Annotated in this window: 21 protein-coding genes and 1 pseudogene; 15 read left to right on the top strand and 7 right to left on the bottom strand. The window is 69.3% G+C overall.

The window, feature by feature from the left end; all coding sequences use genetic code 11:
• The first annotated feature begins 744 nt into the window (after window positions 1-744).
• From Q0Q47_RS04125 to Q0Q47_RS04110, 4 genes are read left to right on the top strand one after another with little or no spacing between them, the layout of a single operon-like run.
• Window positions 745-1065 carry a hypothetical protein gene (locus tag Q0Q47_RS04125; protein ID WP_293854765.1) on the top strand — a complete coding sequence of 107 codons (321 nt, stop codon included), beginning with the start codon at window positions 745-747 and terminating at the stop codon, window positions 1063-1065.
• Window positions 1062-1460 (top strand): hypothetical protein, encoded by a 399-nt coding sequence (locus Q0Q47_RS04120; RefSeq protein ID WP_293854762.1) that lies wholly within the window; start codon window positions 1062-1064, stop codon window positions 1458-1460. The genes Q0Q47_RS04125 and Q0Q47_RS04120 overlap by 4 nt, the downstream gene beginning before the upstream one ends.
• 3 nt (window positions 1461-1463) lie before the next feature.
• Window positions 1464-1811, top strand: a complete 348-nt coding sequence (locus Q0Q47_RS04115) for a hypothetical protein (protein WP_293854760.1) — start codon at window positions 1464-1466, stop codon at window positions 1809-1811.
• The gene (locus tag Q0Q47_RS04110; protein WP_293854757.1) at window positions 1808-2242 is read left to right on the top strand and encodes a hypothetical protein; all 435 of its coding nucleotides are present in this window, start codon (window positions 1808-1810) and stop codon (window positions 2240-2242) included. The genes Q0Q47_RS04115 and Q0Q47_RS04110 overlap by 4 nt, the downstream gene beginning before the upstream one ends.
• A 140-nt stretch (window positions 2243-2382) precedes the next feature.
• On the opposite strand, the gene Q0Q47_RS04105 is transcribed toward Q0Q47_RS04110, so the two are convergent.
• The gene (locus tag Q0Q47_RS04105; protein ID WP_293854754.1) at window positions 2383-2850 is read right to left on the bottom strand and encodes a hypothetical protein; all 468 of its coding nucleotides are present in this window, start codon (window positions 2848-2850) and stop codon (window positions 2383-2385) included.
• A 194-nt stretch (window positions 2851-3044) separates the two neighbouring features.
• Between Q0Q47_RS04105 and Q0Q47_RS04100 the strand changes: the two genes are divergently transcribed.
• Together Q0Q47_RS04100 and Q0Q47_RS04095 are read left to right on the top strand one after the other, a co-directional pair.
• A complete protein-coding gene (locus Q0Q47_RS04100; RefSeq protein ID WP_293854798.1) occupies window positions 3045-4253 on the top strand; it encodes a S9 family peptidase in 1209 nt (402 codons plus the stop codon).
• A 135-nt stretch (window positions 4254-4388) separates the two neighbouring features.
• Entirely contained in the window at window positions 4389-4802 is a 414-nt protein-coding gene (locus Q0Q47_RS04095; RefSeq protein WP_293854751.1) for a DUF2177 family protein, read from the top strand.
• 43 nt (window positions 4803-4845) lie between these two features.
• Here the strand turns inward: Q0Q47_RS04095 and Q0Q47_RS04090 are convergent, their stop codons facing one another.
• The gene (locus tag Q0Q47_RS04090) at window positions 4846-6648 is read right to left on the bottom strand and encodes a heparinase II/III family protein (protein ID WP_293854748.1); all 1803 of its coding nucleotides are present in this window, start codon (window positions 6646-6648) and stop codon (window positions 4846-4848) included.
• Between the two features lie 39 nt (window positions 6649-6687).
• On the bottom strand, window positions 6688-7161 hold the full coding sequence (locus Q0Q47_RS04085) for a DUF3592 domain-containing protein (protein WP_293854746.1): 474 nt from the start codon (window positions 7159-7161) through the stop codon (window positions 6688-6690).
• A gap of 253 nt (window positions 7162-7414) precedes the next feature.
• Here Q0Q47_RS04085 and Q0Q47_RS04080 point away from each other — a divergent pair, with 253 nt between their 5' ends.
• Together Q0Q47_RS04080 and Q0Q47_RS04075 are read left to right on the top strand one after the other, a co-directional pair.
• The gene (locus tag Q0Q47_RS04080) at window positions 7415-7618 is read left to right on the top strand and encodes a hypothetical protein (protein WP_293854743.1); all 204 of its coding nucleotides are present in this window, start codon (window positions 7415-7417) and stop codon (window positions 7616-7618) included.
• Between the two features lie 141 nt (window positions 7619-7759).
• Window positions 7760-8422: pseudogene (locus Q0Q47_RS04075) on the top strand (glutathione S-transferase family protein).
• Between the two features lie 17 nt (window positions 8423-8439).
• Here the strand turns inward: Q0Q47_RS04075 and Q0Q47_RS04070 are convergent.
• The 4 genes from Q0Q47_RS04070 to Q0Q47_RS04055 all read right to left on the bottom strand — a co-directional run bounded on the left by Q0Q47_RS04070 (window position 8440) and on the right by Q0Q47_RS04055 (window position 12335).
• Window positions 8440-9333, bottom strand: a complete 894-nt coding sequence (locus tag Q0Q47_RS04070; RefSeq protein ID WP_293854740.1) for an LD-carboxypeptidase — start codon at window positions 9331-9333, stop codon at window positions 8440-8442.
• On the bottom strand, window positions 9333-9767 hold the full coding sequence (locus Q0Q47_RS04065; protein ID WP_293854738.1) for a DUF1810 domain-containing protein: 435 nt from the start codon (window positions 9765-9767) through the stop codon (window positions 9333-9335). The genes Q0Q47_RS04070 and Q0Q47_RS04065 overlap by 1 nt, the downstream gene beginning before the upstream one ends.
• A gap of 9 nt (window positions 9768-9776) precedes the next feature.
• Complete coding sequence (locus tag Q0Q47_RS04060; RefSeq protein WP_293854735.1) at window positions 9777-10616, bottom strand: hypothetical protein; 840 nt, start codon at window positions 10614-10616, stop codon at window positions 9777-9779.
• Window positions 10617-10736: 120 nt separating this feature from the next.
• On the bottom strand, window positions 10737-12335 hold the full coding sequence (locus Q0Q47_RS04055) for a bifunctional diguanylate cyclase/phosphodiesterase (protein ID WP_293854732.1): 1599 nt from the start codon (window positions 12333-12335) through the stop codon (window positions 10737-10739).
• A gap of 83 nt (window positions 12336-12418) precedes the next feature.
• On the opposite strand from Q0Q47_RS04055, the gene Q0Q47_RS04050 reads away from it, so the two are divergent.
• From Q0Q47_RS04050 to Q0Q47_RS04020, 7 genes are all read left to right on the top strand, one after another.
• Window positions 12419-13300 carry an alpha/beta hydrolase gene (locus tag Q0Q47_RS04050; RefSeq protein WP_293854729.1) on the top strand — a complete coding sequence of 294 codons (882 nt, stop codon included), beginning with the start codon at window positions 12419-12421 and terminating at the stop codon, window positions 13298-13300.
• Window positions 13301-13373: 73 nt separating this feature from the next.
• Entirely contained in the window at window positions 13374-13694 is a 321-nt protein-coding gene (locus tag Q0Q47_RS04045; RefSeq protein WP_293854727.1) for a low affinity iron permease family protein, read from the top strand.
• Window positions 13695-13702: 8 nt separating this feature from the next.
• The gene (locus Q0Q47_RS04040; protein ID WP_293854724.1) at window positions 13703-14146 is read left to right on the top strand and encodes a DUF4174 domain-containing protein; all 444 of its coding nucleotides are present in this window, start codon (window positions 13703-13705) and stop codon (window positions 14144-14146) included.
• Window positions 14147-14240: 94 nt separating this feature from the next.
• Complete coding sequence (locus Q0Q47_RS04035) at window positions 14241-16307, top strand: hypothetical protein (protein ID WP_293854722.1); 2067 nt, start codon at window positions 14241-14243, stop codon at window positions 16305-16307.
• Window positions 16304-17008 carry a DUF3142 domain-containing protein gene (locus Q0Q47_RS04030; protein ID WP_293854718.1) on the top strand — a complete coding sequence of 235 codons (705 nt, stop codon included), beginning with the start codon at window positions 16304-16306 and terminating at the stop codon, window positions 17006-17008. Before Q0Q47_RS04035 ends, Q0Q47_RS04030 begins: the two co-directional genes overlap by 4 nt.
• A 351-nt stretch (window positions 17009-17359) precedes the next feature.
• On the top strand, window positions 17360-18178 hold the full coding sequence (locus Q0Q47_RS04025) for a creatininase family protein (protein ID WP_293854715.1): 819 nt from the start codon (window positions 17360-17362) through the stop codon (window positions 18176-18178).
• Window positions 18171-19832 (top strand): CocE/NonD family hydrolase, encoded by a 1662-nt coding sequence (locus Q0Q47_RS04020; RefSeq protein ID WP_293854713.1) that lies wholly within the window; start codon window positions 18171-18173, stop codon window positions 19830-19832. The genes Q0Q47_RS04025 and Q0Q47_RS04020 overlap by 8 nt, the downstream gene beginning before the upstream one ends.
• Window positions 19833-19837 lie beyond the last annotated feature (5 nt).

The following is a 19837-nucleotide window of genomic DNA, read 5'->3' as shown; positions in this document are numbered from 1 at the left end:
CTTTCGGGCGCGCCATTCCGCTTTCACCACCTGAAACATTCGCTAAGAGTTTGAACGGCAGGGATAAATCCGCCGTTCCAAGTCCATTGTTCCGCGTGTAGTGCAGCGGTCGGAAAACACGAGTTTCAGCGCCGTTCGGCGGTCCTCAAACTTATCGGAAGCCAATAGATTCTCAGGGGTTTCCGACAGATTCGAGTGCCATTCTAAGTGTATGCTCGAAACTATTCGCGCGCGAGTTTCCGTACCTTGTCTTCGTATGCTGCGATCACCGTCGGTACGTTTGACGCGAGAATACGACCTGAGCGACCTGGCGCTCCGTTTTCACCAGCTCGGCACCGAGCGCCTTCAAACGGTATCCGCCGAAAAACTGATCCTTCTTTTCATGCGTGGCACTGGCCCGCTCAACGAACCGCCGCGACCTTTCAGGCAACGTCCCTACACCGCAGAGAGGCTGAGGATCATGTTCCGCAAGCCGTGCATGACAGCGCGAAGGTGTGCAGCAGAGGGCGCTATCGACGGTCTGCAGCTGCCCAACGCACTCGAATACGGCCTGCCGACCACGATCCGTAGCGCGATGATGCGATCCCGTTCGATGCCCGACGACCCTGAATGAGTATGGGATGAAATAAGGGATTCACACACCGGCGCAGCTCTGCCAGAATCCACCCATCGCCGTGTTGAAGCCTGTCCGATGGTTGCCAGTCTCTGGCCGCCAAACGCACCTTTTTTTGCCGGAGAACACCCGTGCTGAACCGCCGTGCCTTGTTCGGCTTGCCGCTCGCCGCCCTGCCAGCACCCGCCTTGTCCGCTGGCAACGAAGCGCGGGAGCGGCCCATCGACGAGGATCGCTATCGTCGCCTCAGCCCGGGCGTGGCCGCCGGACTGTCAGAGCGCTTCATCCAACTCGCGCAGAACCGTTTGGAGGAGATGAAGGAAGGCGGCAGCTATCTCGACTGGCATGGTGTGGTTTCGGCTGCGTTCATCGCCGAGGGCCACGCGCGCCAGCTCTTCGAGATCGCCCGCATCCGCGCGCGCGACACTCTGAAGGACGAGCCGCAATCATGACCGAGGATGAAATTCTCGCGGACTACGCGGCCCTTCGGACGCTCGTCACCAACGTAATCGGGTTCCACGAGCTGGCCGAGAACGACTATCCGAACAACAGCCTCGATCAGCTCAAGGCCAACGCCTACGTCTATGCCGACGGTCACGTTCTGGCTCGGCGCGTGTTCAGCCTCTCTCAACGTCTCGACGAGTGGGGGGAGTATCGCGATATCGCGGATGCCTTGCGTCCGCTGCGTTCCCTTTGCGCGGAAATCTTCGGAGCCAATGCTTGGGTGGACGATGAAGCGGCCCCCGAGGTGGAGCGCTTGATGTGCCACGCCCAAGCCTACTCCAAAGGGGTTGAACTGGCCGTCCGGATCATGCGCGTCCATGACGATCTGAAAGGGAAGGCGTAGACCATGCCGGACCGACCGATGGTGGCTCGACGCGCCATGCTCGCGGGCGCGCTGGCGATGATGACCACACCTGCGCTGCCTGCTCCCTATCACCCGTTGCCGGATGGGCTGACCGTCGCGTTTTTCAGGGAGGCCGCGAGAAAGCTACGGGCAAACGCTCGCGCTTACGAGTTGGGCAAGCGAATCGTCCTGCAAGGCGCCGACCGCTCGTCCTACTACCGTGATCTGAACTATGCCTTTGCAGGCATCTTCGACCGGATGGGCGATTGCCGCGAGCCGTTCGATCTCCTCGAAAAGGAGCTGTACGCGGCCGAGCGCGCGCTCATGAAAAGATACGACTACAGGCCGTGAGTGACGTCATGCCAACGATGGACCGCCGTATTTTTCTGGCTGCTATCGTCGCGGTCGCCGCGATGCCAGCCAGTGCTTCGCCGCCTGCCTTGCAGCCCGTACGCTATCCGCTCGTGCCAGCTTTGCCGCCTTTGGAATTCGACCAACTGACACGGCTGCTCAAGGGCTTCGTGAAATGGAGCGGCGTGGCTAACCATCCCGGTCTGTCGGAGGAACTGAGCGTCCTCTACCAGCACATGGCGGGGCGGCGCTACTGCACGATGTCATGGCCACACTCGGATGCTCCGGAGCGTCTGGCAGCCTTGACTCGCGAATGGCCGAGACTGAAACCCAACATCGATCTGGTCATTGCCGCACGCATTGAGGGCAGAACCGACTGGCCGTGGGACTACTCGCGTGTCCGTTTCGACGGTGATCCGCCCTTGTCCTGAGCTTCCGTTCAAAGCGGCAGTTTCATCCAATTGAGGCGCAGCAGCTCACCCCTTGGTGCAGAGGTGAAGCACAAGCTGTCGCGAACGCTCCACCGGCCAGGCGCGCCGCACCGTCGCAGCACCTTCGCCCGCCCGCGACCCTACCGAATGATCCGCTGCCGCCAGATGCCGAGGACGACGTTCACGGTCGCGATGGCGAGCAGGACCCACATGGTGCCCGCCGTGCCCGCGGTGATCCCTTCCAGCCGGGCCGGGTCGAAGCGGCCGGCCAGGGCCTCGGCGCTGCGGCGGGCCTCGTCCTGGATGGGGGCGAGGGCATGCAGGCCGCCGGCGAAGACGAGGATGCCCGTGGCGGCCTTGATCCAGGCCCAGCGGGCGTTCCTGAAGGCGGGAACGATGGCGATGGACACGAGGCCGGGAACGAGCGTCAGGAAGAAGGACGGGAAGAACACCCAATCGGCGATCAGGCCCATCGCGCCGCGGATCAGGGCATAGCCCGCCAGCGAACTCGTCGGCGGCACGAGGCCTTCCAGAATGAGCAGGCATGCGAGGGAGCCCATGAAGCCGATCGCGCCCATCGTGTGCAGGAATTTGAGCAGCCGCTGCAAGTCGGTCCGGGGAGTGTCACGCTCGATCGGCGAAGGCTAGCACAGGTCCGGCTTGCGGGTCATCGCGGCGGCCGGCGCCCGGCCATTCTGTCGCAGGTTCGCCACCCACCTGCGGGCAGGACCCAGGCGGCGCTTTCTTAACCCGGGGCCAGCATGGTGCGGTCTTCTTGCACGGGAGACTGCACATGACCTGGATGGCCGGACTTCGAAGCCTCGCGACCTTTTGCGCCCTGGCCGCCGGGCTGGTGCAGGCGAGCGCCCAGGCGCCGGTGTCGGGAACGGTCGGCACGGGCATCCGCTACGACTACCTGGAGACCTGGAGCGTCGAGCAGCTCAACCGGATCCTGACGACGGACACGCCGCAGTTCGCGGGGGTTCCGGTCACCTACACCCCGGCCAAGACCGCCGTTCGGCTCTACCGGGTGACCTATCCGTCCGTGGTGCCCGAGCGGGGCAACAAGCCGACGGTGGCCACGGGCCTCGTCGCCGTACCGGACGGCGCCTCCGGCCCGCTTCCGCTGGTTTCGTACCAGCACGGCACCGTCTACGGAAAGCAGCAGGTTCCCTCGTTTCCGGAGCAGTCGCCCGAAACCCAGCTGATGATCGCCCAGTTCGCGGGCCAGGGCTATGCGCTGGTCGGCGCGGACTATTTCGGCCTCGGGGCCTCGGCGGAGCCCGAGGGCTACATGGTGAAGGCGAGCCACCAGCAGGCCACCGCGGACATGCTCGCCGCCGGGCGCAGCGTGCTCGACGCCCTGAAGGTGCCGGCCCGGGAGGTCTTTCTGGCCGGGTGGTCGCAGGGCGGCTTCGTGACCCTGGCGATGCTGGAGCGCCTGGAGAGCACCGGCGTGGAGGTGAAGGCCGCCGCCACGGCGAGCGCGCCCGTCGACATCTTCGTCGCGCTGAACGGCTTTCTGAATTTTCCGCGCAAGATCGACGCGTCCTGGACCGGCACGCTGTTCATCCTGTCGGGCTTCTCGTTCGAGAACTATTACGGCGTGCCCGACCTCGCGCGGTCGCTGATCGCGGACGGCTCCTACGAGATCGCCCGCAAGGCCTACGAGCGCCAGCCCGTCGATCCGGCCGAGGTGCCGACCGACCTCCACAAGCTCCTGAAGCCGGAGTATTTCGACCCGCAGTTCTTCGCCACCTCGACCTACGGGCGGCTCGTGGCCGCGACGCAGGCCTACCGGTGGGTCGTCCGCACGCCGGTGCGCACCTTCTACGGCGAGACGGACGAGGCCATCACCACCGGTCTCGGCCAGCTCACGGCCACCTACCAGCGCGCCATGGGCAACGACAAGGTCGAGGCCGTGTCCACCGGTCCCACCACGCACCGCGGCACCTTCGCCACCGCCGTTCCGCAGTGGAAGCAGTGGTTCGATTCGCTGCGCACGCCCTGACGCCTGGACGCCGCGACAGGCATCCGTCGAGGCCAGTCGGCCGGCACGCCTGAACCGGCGCGCGACGGCTGTCGTAGACAGGGGTAGAAACCGGGGCGGGCGCCGCCGTCCCGAGGCCCCTGGAGGACAGCGCCCATGCCGGTCACGACCTATCTGATCCTCTACGTCATCACGCTCCTGTCCATGCTGCCGCTGGACGTGGCCTGGCTCAGCACCGCCGGCCCGACGATCTACAAGCAGCAGATCGGGCCGCTTCTCCTCGACAAGCCGGCGATGGGGCCCGCGGCGGCGTTCTACCTGCTCTACGGCGGCGGCGTGGTCTTCTTCGCGGTCGCGCCCGCGCTGCGCGACGGCAGCTGGAGCACCGCGCTGCTGTATGGCGCGGTCTTCGGCTTCATGGCCTACGCCACCTACGACCTCAGCAACCTGGCGACGCTGCGCGGCTACACCACCACCATCGCACTCGTCGACCTCGCCTGGGGCACGGTGCTGACCGGCGTGTCAGCCACCGTGGCCTACGCGGTCGCGCGCTACTTCCGCATCGCCTGAGCGGTGGCCGGTCGCAGGCCTTCGCGCTCAGCCACCCCCGCGCTCAGCCGCCCTCCAGCGTCACGGCGAGGCTCCAGCTCCCGGCGGCATCGGCCGGAGCGGTGGCGAGCAGCTGGCGTGCTCCGGGATTGGGTGCGTCGAACTCCGAGCGCGGCGCGCTGATGTCCGGCGCGCCGAGCACGACCGGCGCGCCCTCGAAGCGGACGCGCAGCACCTGGCCGTCCTGGCGCAGGACGGCGGTTCGGTCCTCGAGCGTGATCGCCGCCCTCGTCGTCAAGGCCCAGCGGATCGCCGCGCCGGGCCTCGCGCCGCTGATCTCGTCGCGCAGGCGCACGGCGCGGCCGTCGATCCGCACCGCGCGGGAGGCCCGCTGCACCTGCCCGGGCAGGAACACCGGCGTGAGGTCGATGACGGCCCCGTCCTCGCCGCGCGCGTCCAGGCTCGCCATGCCGGCCGCGTTGTGGAGGCTGCCGCCGATCGTCAGCGTGTTGTGGGCCGCGCTGCCCAGGCGGAACACCTGCCAGCGCGGCGAGGTCTGCTTCATCGACCACAGGTCGATGCCGCGGCTTTCCAGGCTGTTGTAGTCCTGCATGCCGAGGTCCACGGCCCAGCGAATGCCGTCCAGGTCGAGCACGAAGGACCCGGCATCCATATGGCCGTGATTGTGGTTGGCGCCGCCGCCCTTGATGGCGAAGTAGAGCGCCTTGGGATCGTTCCAGGCCGAGCGCCAGATCGCCACCGGCTGCGGTCCCTGGCCGAAGAAGTGGCGCGCCGGTTCGCCGGCTTCCGCCTCGCCCGGCCACCACAGAGCGGCAAGCGGCGCGAAGCGTTCGCCCAGCCCCTGGTTCTGCCGGATCATGGCCCGCTTGGCGGCGATGAGGGTGGGCACGTTCAGCGCGCGCGCCAGGTAGAACAAGGGAGTGGCCAGTTCCTGCCCCTCCCCTCCATCGGCGAAATTGAAGCTCCGGCCGGTGGGTCCGATGGCGTGGGCGTAGAAGGCGGCGCTGCGCGCCAGGCCCGGCGCGCCCATCAGGCCCCAGTCGGTCGCCAGCGCGGAGCGCAGGGCGGCAACCAGCAGCGTCTCGTAGCTCGTCCCGTAGACCCAGTAGGACGGCCCCTCCGGGTAGACCCCGTCCGGCTTGTAGGCCGCCAGCGCCGTGAACGCCTCGGCCTTGCCGGCCGCGAGGACCGCGGCGGCGAGTTCGGGCTCCTCGTCCCCGACCGCCAGCGCACCGAGCACCATGCCGCCGATGCACACCTGGCCCCAGTTGTTCTTCATCCTGAAGGTGGGGTGGCCGTTGCGCACCTGGGCGATCCCCTTGTCGACGATGGCCCGGCGCACGAGCGCGCGCTCGTCGGTGGGGATCTCGCGCCTCAGCCAGTCGTATCCGATGGCCATTCCGGTGGTCATCTCGGCCACGTCGAGGAAATGGGCCGGGTTCCAGTCCGCGAACCCGGCCACCTGCAGCATCTCGCGGCGGGCCCGTTCCAGATAAACCTGGTCTCCGGTGAGGCGGCGCGCGAAGCTCCACAGCAGGACGCGCCGGATGAACTCGCGCGACACGCCGAGCAGGCGACGTCCCTCGAGCTTGCGCTCCAGCGGCGGCAACGCGAGGTCCTTGCGGGCGCGCTCCAGCAGTCGCGTGACCAGCAGGGCGAGGTCCGGGTCCGCTGCCCGCCGGATCTCGAGCTGCCGCCAGTCCGCGGCGGTGACGAGCAGGCGGGGGTCGGGCGGCAGCGCGAGAGGCTGGGCTCGGGCCGCGGCGGGTGCGATGGCGCTCGCCGCCAGGCCGGACAGCACGGTCCGGCGATGCAATGGAAAGCCGCGCGCAGGCTCTTCGGTCATGGTCGCATCCTGGTGTTCGACGGGCGGGCTCCGCGCTCCTCAGCCGGCCGCCCGCGTGCGGTTCCACCACCGCCGCGCCACGGTGCCCAGGAGCGCCAGCCCGAAGCCCCCCATGACAAGCCCGAACAGGGTCGAAATCACGACCAAGGGTAGAGAGGTGACGCCGCCGCCCACCAGGAGCCCCTTGGTCGGGTTCGCAGGATCGTAGGCGACCTCCACGGGGCCGCCGACGCGCAGCGCACGCCAGGCGGCCTGACCGAGGCCGCCCTGTTTCACGATCGTCCGGCCGTCATGCGTGGTGAACCTGTATTTGACCAGGTAGTCGGTGCTGCCGTCGGGGCTGGCGTCGCGAATCCTGTCGAGCGCGACGACCTGCGCCGTCACTCGTTCGCCCGCAGCGAGCAAGGTCGTGTCGCGATGATAGGCCCCTACGCCGCCGACCGCGAAGACGAGGCCGCCGCAGGCGAAAAGTACGCCGAAGATGACCGCGATGCGATTGTCATCGCGGTCCACGGCGGCATCGGGACATGTCTGGCTCACACGGCGCACCTGTTCTTTCTCCAAGCGGAAGCGTTACCGCTAAAACATTCAAGAATCGCAAAAGTGAGGAGCGAAATCACGTCTTCCGCACGGGCGGATGCGGAACGGAATTCACATTTGTCTGTGCCTGCGTCAGGATCCTGTCAGCTTTGATGGGAGGCCGACCGATGCCCGACGCCCCTGCGCTCCGACCCACGCCGGCCCGCCGATGACGCCGGAGGACATCGTGAAGGCCGTGATTGCGCTGCGCGCCGAGAGCGCCGGTGTCATCGAACTCCAGAACCTGATGGAGAAGGCCGACGATTTCGGCATCGACACCGTCGGCCGCGTCATCAACGAAGCCCGGTTCCACGCCGCGTCGCTGGCCTTGGCGCAGCGCGTCTGGAAACTGTCCCACGCCGCCGAAGGACATTGCCCCTACGAAGACTGAGCCGCATGCGGGAAGCCGACCCGCCATCCGCCCGGCCAGTTCAATGCACATGCATGGACCTTGACGATCCATGCAACTGCATTCATAGTGCATGCAAATGCATGCACCCGGGCGCCAAAAGGCCGCCGTCAGGAGACGACCATGTCGCAACCCCTCACGCTGGTGTCGTTCGACCTCTGCCCTTACGTGCAGCGCGCGGCCATCGTTCTCGCCGAGAAAGGCGTGCCGTTCAAGCGGGTCGACGTGGACCTCGCCGACAAGCCAGACTGGTTCCGGGCCATCTCCCCGCTGGGCAAGGTGCCGCTGCTGAAGGTCGGCGGTGAAGTGCTCTTCGAGAGCGCCGTCATCGTCGAATATCTGGAGGAGACCGAAGGCCCTGCCCTCCACCCGGCCGACCCGCTCGCCAAGGCGAAGCATCGCGCCTGGATGTAGTTTGGGTCCTCGATCCTCGCCGACATCTGGATCGTCGAGACCACCAAGGATCCCGCCACCCTCGCCGCCAGGATCGCGCTCCTGCGGGACAAGTTCACGCGCATCGAGGCCGAACTCGGAGACGGGCCGTACTTCGCCGGTGCCAGCTTCAGCATCGTCGATGCCGTGTTCGCGCCGGCCTTCCGGTACTTCGACGTCTTCGACACGATCCGCGACCTCGGCGTGTTCCGCGACCTGCCCAAGGTCCGGGCCTGGCGCGCGGCGCTGGCGAGCCGCCCGTCCGTGCGCGAGGCGGTCGTGCCGGACTATGGCGACCGGCTCCTGCGGTTTCTCGAGCGCCACGACGGGGCCTTGCTGAAGCGCGCGGCCTGAACCGGCCCAGGCGCTCCTCAGCGATGCTGGAGCAGCCGGCCTCGATCCGCGTCGAGCGTCGTCTGCGCGCCGATCACCACGGAGCGGGCATCCGCGCCGTGCCCGATGGGAAGCCCGCCGAGGATGGGCACGTCGAAGCGGGCGAGGTGATCGCGCAACAGCCAGAGTGCGTCGATCGGCCCGTTGGCCGGCGTTCCGTCGATGCGCCCGACGGCGACACCGGCCACGCCGTCGAAATGCCCGCCGCGCACCAGCATGGTGAGACAGCGATCGAAGTGCCCAATGGCGAGGCCCACGGATTCGATGAGCAGCACGGCACCGCGCAGCGACGGCAGGGCCCATCCGGCGGCGGTCGCCAGCATGTCGAGGTTCCCGCCGAGCAACGGCCCCCTCGCGCTTCCGGACGTCGTCAGGTCGGCGCTCGCGACGTCGGGAGAGGCCTCGATCGCGACGGGGGCATCGCTCATCAGCGCATGGCGCAGCGACTGCTCCGAGACGGTGCTCCAGGCCCCGTCCCCATGGCTGGAAAAGGCGCCGTGCACGCCGGCCGCGCCGATCGTCCGCCATGCCTCGAGCAGCAGGATGGTGATGTCGCTGAAGCCGACGATGGGCTTGGGATCCCGCTTCATCGCCTCGACCGGCAGGCGATCGGCGATGCGGTAGGAGCCCTTGCCGCCCCGCGTGGCGAAGACGGCCCGCACCGCCGGGTCGAGGAGCGCCCGCGCGAGGTCGTCCAGTCGATCGCCGTCGGTCCCCGCGAGATAGCCGTGCTTGTCGAACGCATGCGGTGCGACCTCGACCCGAAGACCCCAGGATTCCAGGGCTTCCACGCCGCGGGCGACGCCCGCCGGATCCGGCCGGCTGGCCGGCGAGACGAAGCGGACGAGATCTCCGGCCTTCAGGAAGGGCATCAGGTGCGGTCCAGCATCTTCCGCGTCAAAGGATCGGCTTCCCCGCCAAAAAATGCGTCCAGGGCGGCGTCGAGCAGTGCCATGGTGGCCTCGTCCTCAGCCGCCGCGCGGAACAGGGTCAGGCATGACCTGAACTTCATGTCGTCCGGCTCGCCGAAAATCTCGCGGACCGGCCTGCCGCGATGGGCGAGCAGCATTTCGACATGGCGCCTCAGCCGTGCGCCGAGCACAAGATCGGCGAGGTAGCGCCGGGCCTCGTCGAGATCCGCGATGGCGTAGGACCGCGCCATCGGCGAGTGACCCAGGCCGGCGATCTGCGGAAACACGAACCACATCCAGTGCGTGCGCTTATGGCCGGCACTCAGCTCGGCCTCTACCTGCGCGAGCACGGCGTCCTGAGCGACAACGAAGCAGGCGAGAGCGGGTGGCGACATGGGCGGCCTTCAGTGCAGCGGGCCCGACGGCGAGATCCAGTCGACGGAGAACGAGAGGAGCATGTCGAAGAGAGGCGTCTTGCGGATGAACCGACCCGCGTCGAAGCGCTTCACACCGGCCCGGCGATCGTCCAGCTCCAGGATCCCCAGGCACAGGGCGGGATAAAGCACGCGGGAAAAGAAGGCCCTCTCGGCCTCGTCGGGACGCTGGCCCGGATAGGGCGCGAAGGGAAGCGTGCACAGCGGGGTCAGGACCTGCGTGTCCTGCCAATGCGTGGCGGCGAGGCCCAGGCTCCACAGCGCGACGCCGACATGGTCCTGGGGCCACGGGGCGAACGGCACGCCGTCGAACGTTTCCTGGGGGACTTTCCAGAACGAGGCCTCGGTGAGGGCGGCAAGCAGGGCGCCTGCCCGGCCTTCGTCCAGGAGCCTGGCCCCCGCCTTCGTCGCCACGAGCATGGGCCCGCGCCGGACGAGCAGGCCGGCCTTCATCGCCGTCACCCTGGCCCGGTGAAGAGGGCGAACCTCCCGCTCGTCGATGTACTTGGCGATCCTGCGGTACCCTTCGTTCGAAAAGTCGGGCCAGTCCGTCGAATCGAACGTCGCACTCGCGTCGGCGCGGTTGAGGAAGCCTTTCGGCGTCAGCTTGAGGCCGCCCTTGGCGATGGCGCGTTCCACGAGGAATCGCGCGGCCCGGACCATCGGAACGTCGAGCGCGAGCGCGACGGGAACGTGGCGATACACCGTGAGCCCGCTCGGAGCGGACGGTCCGGATCCGACCAGCAGGCCGATGCTTTCATTCGACAGGAGCTGCCAGAAGGGAGCACCGACGAGGGACGTCGCAGACATTCGAAGCCGTCATCGAGAGCTGACCACGGGCCGCACCATCGCGATCGGCGCGCCGCCCTCGGCGACCACTATGGGCCGGCCGATGCCGTTCCCGCAAATCGCGGTTGGCCGGGCCGCCGCTCAGCGGTTCGCGAGCCAGGCCTCGAAACCCGCGGCCGGGAGGGGGCGGGACATGTAGTAGCCCTGCCCCTCGTCGCAGTTCCAGCTGCGCAGCAGGTCGTAGGCCTCGCTCGTCTCGATGCCCTCGGCAACGACCCGGAATCCCAGCGCATGCGCCATGTCGGTGATGCCGCGAACCAAGAGCCTGCACCGCTCCTCGGTCAGGAGCGGCCGAACGAAGCACTGGTCGATCTTGATCACCTGGGCGGGGAGGCGGGTGAGATAAGTGAGGTTGCTGTAGCCCGTGCCGAAGTCGTCGATGGCGATCTCGATGCCCATGGCCGCGATGTCGGCCAGCGCCTTCTCCACCTGGGCCTCGTGGCTGGCGAAGGCCGTCTCGGTGAACTCGAGCTCGATGTCGGCGGCCGCCACGCCGTGCCGCGACAGCGCCGCGTCGAGGGTTTCCACAAAGCCGGGATGCCGCAGCCGGACCGGCGAGACGTTGAGCGCGGTGCGAAGCCGCAGGCCCGCCTCGCGCCAGGCCGCGACCTGCCTCAGCCCCCGGTCGATGGCCCAGTCCGTCACGTCGTCGATGAGCGCGGTCGCCTCGGCGAGCGGGATGAATTCTCCGGGGGAGACGGCACCGAACTGCGGGTGGGTCCAGCGGATCAGCGCCTCGGCCCCGTCGCACGAGCCCGACGCGAGGCCGATGCGCGGCTGGTAATGGAGGTCGAGCCCCCTGTTCTCGGCAACCGCGACACGCAGGTCGGTCAGGAGGCGGAAGGCACGCTGGTGCGCCTCGTCGGCGGCACGGGAGTAGCGCGCCCAGCCCTCCGGCCGCGCCCGGCTTTCCTGCGCTGCCACCAGCACGGCACGAAGCGCATCGGCGGCGGGACGGTCCTCGGCGGACGGCTCGAGCACGCCGACGCCGGCCCGGGTCGCGATCGGCAGGTCGCGACAGACGATCGGCGCGGCGAAGGCCTTGGCGATCGACGCGGCCAGGATCTCGTCCGCGGCGGCCGAGCCGTCGCCGGCGAAGCAGAAGCTCAGCACGCTCACGTGCCACATCGGCCTGTGGCTGCCCACGACCGAGCGCAGCCGCTCCAACCCGGCGCGCACGAACTCGTCGGCATAGGCCTGGCCCAGCGCACGCAGCATCTCGTTGAAGTGCTTCGCCTCGGCCAGGGTCACCAGGAACAGCGACCGCTGTTTCATCACCAGCGCGCCGTCGGCGAAGTAGCTTTCCCGGTTGGGCAGGAGCGAGACGTGGTCGATCCATTTGACGCTGCGGCATGCCAACAGGTGGTCCGCCGCGATCCCGCACAGATCGTCCAGCGCGCCGCCGGCCGGCGGCACCGTGCCCGCGCCCAGGCGAACGAAGCCGAGATCGCGGCCCTGCGGATCGGTGAGGAGAGCGGAGGGACGGGCGCCGTCGGGCGCCCCCGCCACCACCTCCACCGTGGTCCCGAGCAGGGCGGTGCCCACGCGCGAAAGCCGCGCCAGCGTGGCCTGCGCCGGGGCGACGGCACCCGCCTCCACGCTGACGGGCTCGGCGACGACCCTGTCCGGCCACCCCTGCGGCTTCGCTTTCTGCTGCGGCTGCGACACGACGTCGTGCATCTCCGAAGGAACCTCAACCGTAGGTTAGGCTTGAAGTCGTAACGATGGGCTAAGGCCCAGGCCGACCTGCTGGAGTGGACCCTGTGACGACGTCGATCCCCCGCCGCGACCTGCTGCGAGCTGCTGCCGCCTTCGGCACCCTGCCCCTGCTGGCCGGCTGCGGCAGCGTGGCGGCCTTCAATGCCGTGATCCCCGCCGATGCGCCGGCGGGGCCGGTGACCACGGACGTCGCGTACGGCCCGGATCCGAGGCAAAAGCTGGACATCTACGCCGCCGGAACGGCCGGCCGGAGCCCGACGGCCGTGTTCGTCTATGGCGGGTCCTGGGACAATGGCGACCGCCAGTCCTACAGTTTCGTGGGCCGCGCGCTGGCCGCCCGGGGCATCACGACGCTCGTTCCCGACTATCGCCTGGTGCCCCAGGTGCGCTATCCGGACTTCATCGTCGACGTTGCCTCGGCCCTGCGCTGGGCCGAGGAGAATGCCGCAGCACACGGCGGCGACCCGCGGCAAATCGTCCTGATCGGACATTCGGCGGGGGCCTACAACGCCGTCATGGTGGCCCTGGCGCCCGAGATCCGCGCGGCGGCGGGCTATCGGATGCGCGGCCTGCGCGGCGTCGTGGGCCTGGCCGGCCCCTACGACTTCCTGCCGCTGGACACGGGCGTGACGAAGGCCGCCTTCGGACAATGGCCGAAGCTCGCCGAGACGCAGCCGGTGAACCGCTCGGCGGCAGGCTCACCACCGATGTTCCTGGCCACCGGGGACGCGGACACCACCGTCTATCCCCGCAACACGACCGCCCTCGTCGCCCATCTGCGGCGCGCCGGCAGGCCCGTGGTGGAGAAGATCTATCCCGGGATCGGACATGCCGGGATCCTGACGTCGTTCGCCAAGCCCTTCCGGGACCGTGCCCCCGTCCTCGACGACGTGGTCGCCTTCGTGAAGGCGCCCTCGGTCGCCTAGAGCGCAACGGGGTCGGCGCGTCCCCGATCGACGAGGCGTCCGGAACGACGGCGAAATCCAGGGGTTGGGCGACATGAACTCTCCCGCATCCTGGATGACCCACATCGGAACCTGGCTGGCCAGGCCCACCGCGTTCGTCGTGCTCGGCATCTACGTCGCCGCGTGGGGCGTATTCTCTCATGAGAGCCTGTTCGACTGGCACGCCGTGGCGACGATCGCGACCTGGGCCATGACGCTGTTCATCCAGCGGGCCGAGCACCGCGACACGCAGGCGATCCACGCCAAGCTCGACGAGATCCTGCGCAGCCGGGGCGAGATGAACTCGGATCTCAGCCACGTGGACGAGAAAGAGCCCGAGGACATCGAGAAACTCCGCCACCAGGCGGATCAGTGAGGACGTCCATGGTGCCTGCCCGGATCGCCGCAGCCCTTCTCGCCGCGAACCTGTCCGTCCTGCCCATCGCCGGAGCCGCCACCGCCATGACCGCCTCCACCTTCGACGGTTCGCGCCGCGTCGTCATCATCGCCGCCGAAACGTCCGACGACGAGCGGGTCCGCGAGCAGCGCGCCGCATTGCTGAAACACACGGCGGCCCTGGACGAGCGCGACATGGTGGTCTTCGTGGCCCTTCGCGACGGCGAGGTCGAGCCAATCCACGGTCCGGCTCCGGCCGACATTGGTGACTTCTTGAGCCGCAACCCGCCCGCGAAGGCCGGAGGCTTCGAGGTCCTGCTGGTCGGCAAGGATGGAGGAGTGAAGCTCCGGTCCGACCGCCCGGTGCGCGCCGAAGACCTGTTCGCGCTGATCGACACGATGCCGATGCGCCGCCAGGAGATGACGCGCTAGCCGTCCTCGGCGGCGTCGCCCTGCGACCTTCGCGAGCGGCCAGGCCCATGCTAGGCTGCAGGGGCAGCCAGCCACGCCGTGAGAGGGCACGCCCTTGCGCTCCCTGACAGTCTCGATCAGCCTCGCCACCCTGGCCGCCTCGGCGCTGGTGGCGCTGGCCTGCGGGGTGTCCCTCGATCCGACGCCGTGGACGCTGGACCACCGCGAGTATTCCGACCGCAACGGTCTGCCCGTCCTCAGCCCCGGCAACGACACGCGGATCAACATGCAGCTGCTGATGCTGGCCCGGAAGGACAGCAAGGCGCGTGTTCCCAAGGACGTCGAACCGGAGAGCGAAGGTCCGCTGTTCTCGATCCGGACCTTCGAGGCCGCCTACGAGGACGAGACGGCCGACCGGCCCTGGTCGTCCGCCGACGACGGCACGCGCTGCCAGACCCAGAAGAGCGGCGAGGCAGCCTTCGTGGACGCCGTGAAGGCCGCCACGGGTCTCGCCGAGGCCGAGCGTTCCGCCCTGGTCGAAGCGCGGGCGAAGATCCTGCCGGCCTGCGACAAGGGCGTGCCCAGCATCGCCGCGGCACTGCGCACGCAGCTCGCCCAGCCGTCGGAGGCCGCGCTCGCCTTCGTGAGCTACCTGGCCGGCGCGGAGGCCTTCTATCTCGGAGCCTTCGACGACGCGGCCACGGCCTTCGCCGGGCTGGGAAGCGCCGCCGACCCATGGCTGCGCGAGACGGCCCGCTACATGGCCGGGCGGACGCTGCTGAACAAGGCCCAGGCGGGCGCCTTCGACACCTTCGACATGGTCGGCCAGCCCAAGGTGAGCGACCCGGCGCAACTCGCCCGCGCCGAAGTGGCGTTGAACGACTATCTCACCGCCTATCCCGACGGCCGCTACGCCGCCTCGGCGCGCGGCCTGGTGCGGCGCCTCCACTGGCTGGCTGGCGACACCGCGCGCCTGGCCACCGACTACCAGATGCTGATCGTGGCGGACCCGAGCTGGCGCGGCGGCCTCTCCGCCATCGACGTCACGCACGAAATCGATGCCAAGCTGCTGGCTGGCGTGGACGTGAAGGATCCGACGCCGCTCCTCGGCAGCCCGACCCTGCTGGCCATCCACGCCCTGCGGCGCATGCGCGCCCCGGCGGACGACAAGTCCGATTTCCCGGCATCGGCCCTCGACGCCCAGGCCTCCGCCTTCGCCGGCCAGCCGGCCCTGTTCTCCTTCCTGAAGGCGGCCCGCGCCTACTACGTCGACAAGGACCCCAAGACCGCGCTCGCCTTCCTGGGCCCCCGGACATCGGATCCGGCCCTGCCCTCGGCGGTGGCCTTCAGCCGCGAGGTGCTGCGGGGGCAGGCGCTCCTGGCGGCCGGTCCCACGGAGGCGACCGCCGCCCACTGGCGCGCCTTGCTGCCCGGCGCCACCGAGCCCTGGCAGAAGGAGGCGGTCGAACTCGGCCTCGCGGTCACCTGGGAGCGCCTGGGCACGATCGACAAGGTCTTCCTGCCGGAGACGCGGATCGACTCGCCGCGCATCCGCGCGATCCTGCTGCGGCAGATCGCCGGCCCCATTCTCCTGCGCATGGCGATGGCCGACCCGAAGTCGTCGGCCGACGAGCAGGACCTCGCCCGCGACGTCCTGCTCTACAAGGAGGCGACGCGTGGCCAGTACGCCAACTTCCTGCGCGACTACGACCCGGACGTCCTCTCGCGGGACGGCATGACCCGCGGCAAGGCCTATCTGTGGGACGGCAAGGGCGAAACCTATGTTTGCCCTGACCTGAAGGCCGTCGTCGCCGGCCTCGCCGCCAATCCGCGCTCGCCGTCGGCCCGCCTCTGCCTCGCCGACTTCGTGCGCGTGGCGGGTTTCGACGGGCGCGAGGACGACAAGCCCCCGGCCAACGAGCTGGGCGGCGGCAAGCCCATCTTCCCGGGCGAGCCTTATTCCCGGCTCGAGGTGTACAAGTCGCTGATCGCCGACAGGGCGACGCCGCCGCGCGAACAGGCCTATGCCCTGTTCCGCGCCATCAACTGCTACGCGCCGACCAGCATCAACCATTGCGGCGGGCCCGGCGTCCCGAAGAGCCAGCGCGAAGCCTGGTACAGGACGCTCAAGACGAAACACGGGTCGACGCCTTGGGCCAAGGAACTCAAGTACTACTGGTGAGCCTCTGGCTGGGCCTGCTCGCCGCCCTCCCCCAGCCTGCGCGCGCGGGAGTGGTGCGGGCCCAGGACCACGACGCCTTCTGGCTGTGGGCGGGCGTGAAGCCGCATCCCGCCGTCGCCACGGCGCGCACGCTCTATCTGCTGCAGGGCGAGATCGGCCCCGGCCCTGACGGAACGACCGTCGTGAAGCCGCACGGAGCCGGCCAGCCGGGCCCGCACGCGCAGACCCTCTGGCTGGTCTACCGCGTCCGCTCGCTCGATTTCTCGCCGGAGGTGATGCAGTCGATCGCGCGGCGGCTCGCGCGCTGGAAGGACCAGCCGGGTCCGCTGGCCGGGATCCAGCTCGATTTCGACGCAGGCACGAAGGGTCTCGCGGGCTACGCGACGTTCCTGCGCGGCTTCCGCGCCACCTTGCCTGCCGACTATCGGCTCGGCGTGACGGGGCTCATGGACTGGGCCTCCCAGGGCCGCCCCGAAGACCTCGAGGCTTTGGCGGGGACCGTCGACGAGATCGTCTTCCAGACCTATCGCGGCCGCTTCACCATCCCCGACATCGATGCCTATCTGCGCCGAATCGGGCGACTGACCATCCCCTTCAAGCTGGGGATCGCCGAGGGGGCATGGTGGTCACCTCCCGCGGACCTCGCCTCCAATCCCCAGTTTCGCGGCTACGTGGTCTTCCTCCAGAACGGGTCACGATAGCGAACGAGGCAACTCTGAATGGCACGAAGCGTGCAGGCACTCTGCACCACTGGAGAGCTTGGACCGTGCCGGACAGATCGCCGACCCAACACGACATCGACGGCACGGCGCGGCGGGCCCGGAGCGGGGCATCCGGCGCACGCTGTGGCAGTGGACGCGGCACGCGCCGCCTGTATCTTCGGCGGACCAAGAGCGCCCCTGCATGCTGAACGGCCGGCTCACGCTGCGGAAGGATCGTCGCCATCGGGGCGGCCTCACCGTCCGCTGGGCGTCGTCCAGCCCTGAGCTTGGCCATGGGCGAGGTCCGGCCGGCCTGTCCCCCACCCGACACACACAGCGGAAAGACTATCGATGAAGCTCAAGTCGCATTGGTGGTGGGACCTCTCGTCGCGTGACTTCACCACCCTCGACATGGAGAAGGTCGTCGCCGTCCTCCCCGTGGGGGCCGTGGAGCAGCATGGCCCGCACCTGCCGGTGAAGGTCGATGCCGCGGCCAATGCGGGGATCGTGGAGCGCGCCGTCGGCCTGATGCCCGACGATCTCCCCGTGCTCGTGCTGCCGATGATGCCGGTCGGCAAGTCCAACGAACACAACGCCTATCCCGGCACGCTGAGCCTCTCCCATGAGACTCTCTTCAGGCTCTGGTACGACATCGGCGAGAGCGTCGCGCGGACCGGCTGCCGCAAGCTGATCGTGTTCAATGCCCACGGCGGCCAGCCGCAGGTCATCGACATCCTGTGCCGCGAGCTGAGGGTTCGCCACCGGCTCTTTGCCGTGAACGCGATGTGGTTCGGGATCACCAAGCTCGACGACCTGTTCAGCCACGAGGAGCTCGTGCACGGCATCCACGCCGGCGAGGTCGAGACGAGCGTCATGCTGCATCTGCACGGCGATCTGGTGGACATGTCCCAGGCCGCCGACTTCCGGCCCTTGTCCATGACCATCGAGAAGGAGGGTGGCCTGCTGTCGCCGGAAGGGCGTGTCGGTTTCGGCTGGCAGGCTCAGGACCTGGAGCCCTCGGGCGCCAGCGGCAATGCCGCCGCGGCCGATGCCGAGCGCGGCGCCGTGATCGTCGACCGGGCCGCCCGCGCGCTGGTGCAGCTGTGCACCGAGGTCGCCGCCTATCCGCTGTCGCGCGTCACGCAGCGCACGATCTATTCGGATGGCTGAGCCGCGCGGCCTCCTGCCCGTATCGGGACCCCACGACGCGCCCCTGGTGCTCGCCGACGGCGTGCGCCTGGCGGGCGACCTGTACCGCCCGGACGCACCGGGCCGGTTCCCGGTGCTGCTGATGCGCCAGCCCTATGGCCGGCGGATCGCCTCGACCGTCGTGCTGGCCCATCCCTCATGGTACGCCGCCCACGGCTACATCGTGCTCGTGCAGGACGTGCGCGGGCGCGGCGACAGCGGCGGCACGTTCCGCATCCTGAGCGACGACGTCGACGATGGCGCCGCCAGCCTCGCCTTCGCCGCGGACCTTCCCGGCTCGACGGGCCAGGTGGCGACCTACGGCTTCAGCTACCAGGCCATGACGCAGCTGATGGCTCTCGCCGGCGCCCTGCGCGCGGGCACCAAGCGCCCCGACGCCATGGCGCCGGCGATGGGCGCCTGGTCCGTTCGCGACGACTGGGCCTTCGAGGGCGAGGCGTTTCGCCTGGCGGGCGGCACCGGCTGGGCGGGCCAGATGGGCGCCGAACAGGCGCGCCTGGCCGGGGACCGTCTCGCCCACCACGCGCTCGCGGGCGTGGCCCGCGGGACGCCGTGGACCGAAGAGCAACCCGCCCTGCCCCAGGCCCTGGCCGAACACGGCCGCTACGCTCCCCACTATGAAAAATGGCGGGAGGACGATCGTGGTGCCATGGAGCGCTCGTCGCCCGCCGCCGCATTGGCCGGGCGGGTACCAGCCATTCCCGGGCTGTTCGTCGGCGGCTGGGCCGACTTCATGCTGACGGGAACGCTCGCCATGCACGCGGCGTTCGGCGCGGCCTCGCCGGCCGGGCACCGGATGACCATCGGCCCCTGGGGTCACATCCCCTGGAACGGCGCTCCGGGCGTCCTGTCGTTCGGCCCCCGGGCCAGCACGGGCATCGACACCGAGTCGATCCGGTTCTTCGACCACCACCTCAAGGACCGGGACGCGACCGACCCGCCGGTCCGGCTCTTCGACGTGGGTCTCGGCGAGTTCGTGTCCTACGAGGCCTGGCCCTCGCCCGAGCCGACGGCGTTCCACCTGTCGTCTCGTGGACTTGCCGGCACGACGATCACCGACGGCATGCTGGCTCCCGGCCCGGGCGAAGGCCCTGCCGACGCCGTGGTGCACGATCCCTGGCGCCCCGCGCCGGCGGTCGGCGGCCATCTCGGCACCCCGGGCGGGTTCGCCGACCGGTCCGCCGTCGACGAGCGCACCGACGTCGCGGTCTACACCTCCGCGCCGCTGCCCCGCGACACGCTGCTGGCGGGCCCCGTCTGCGCCGCGCTGCACGTAGGCTGCGACCGCCCGAGCCACGATCTCCACTGCGCACTGTCTTTCCTGCCGCCCCGGCAGGACCGGGCGATCACGCTCACCACCGGAGCGCTTCACCTGAGGGATGCCGGAACGGACGGCGCCCGCGTGGTGCCGATGCGGGCCGTCTGCGCGACCCTGCGCGCCGGCACGCGCCTGCGCCTGTCCGTGCAGGCGGCCGCCTTTCCCGCCTTCCCCGTGAACCCGGGCACGGGCGAGCCGCCGCCGCTGGCGCATCCTGCCCGCGCGCTGGTCACCACCCTCCACATCCGGCACGACGCGAGACACCCCTCGCGCCTCCTGCTTCCCATCGCCGCGTGAGTTGC

This window comes from uncultured Alsobacter sp. (assembly GCF_945952055.1).
Taxonomy (GTDB): domain Bacteria; phylum Pseudomonadota; class Alphaproteobacteria; order Rhizobiales; family Beijerinckiaceae; genus Alsobacter.
Note: the sequence above shows the minus strand (reverse complement) of the source record. Positions and strands in the feature narration are given on the sequence as shown.